Annotated in this window: 1 protein-coding gene; it reads right to left on the bottom strand. The window is 68.0% G+C overall.

The genetic code is table 11. The features are described 5' to 3' along the window. Positions 1-2: 2 nt before the first annotated feature. Positions 3-743, bottom strand: a 741-nt coding sequence (hutU, locus tag AB4Y43_RS40460) for a urocanate hydratase (protein WP_368730288.1), incomplete at its 5' end; no start/stop codon positions are given.

Raw genomic sequence — 743 nt, 5'->3', positions numbered from 1 at the left:
GCTCATCGGCCGAGCATCGGCAGCTTGAGGCCTGCCTCGCGCGCGGTCTGCTGCGCGAGTTCGTAGCCGGCATCCGCGTGGCGCATCACGCCCGTGGCCGGATCGTTGAGCAGCACGCGGCCCAGACGCTCGTGCGCCGCCTGCGTACCGTCCGCCACGATCACCACCCCCGAGTGCTGCGAGAAGCCCATGCCCACGCCGCCGCCGTGGTGCAGCGACACCCACGACGCACCGCCCGCCGTGTTCAGCAGCGCATTGAGCAGCGGCCAGTCGCTCACCGCGTCCGAGCCGTCCTTCATCGATTCCGTTTCGCGGTTCGGGCTCGCCACCGAGCCGGTGTCGAGGTGGTCGCGGCCGATGACGACCGGCGCCTTCAGCTCGCCGTTCTTGACCATCTCGTTGAACGCCTGGCCGAGACGGTAGCGATCCTTCACGCCCACCCAGCAGATACGCGCGGGCAGGCCCTGGAACGCGATGCGCTCGCGCGCCATGTCGAGCCAGTTGTGCAGGTGCGGATCGTCGGGGATCAGTTCCTTGACCTTGGCGTCCGTCTTGTAGATATCCTCAGGATCGCCCGAAAGCGCCACCCAGCGGAAGGGGCCCTTGCCCTCGCAGAACAGCGGACGGATATATGCCGGCACGAAGCCCGGGAAATCGAACGCGTTGTCCACGCCCATTTCGAGCGCCATCTGGCGGATGTTGTTGCCGTAGTCGAGCGTGGCCGCGCCGCGCTCCTGCAGCGT

This window comes from Paraburkholderia sp. BR10872 (genome assembly GCF_040965835.1).
Classification (GTDB): Bacteria; Pseudomonadota; Gammaproteobacteria; order Burkholderiales; family Burkholderiaceae; genus Paraburkholderia; species Paraburkholderia nodosa_A.
This window is presented reverse-complemented; position numbering and strand designations above follow the sequence as displayed.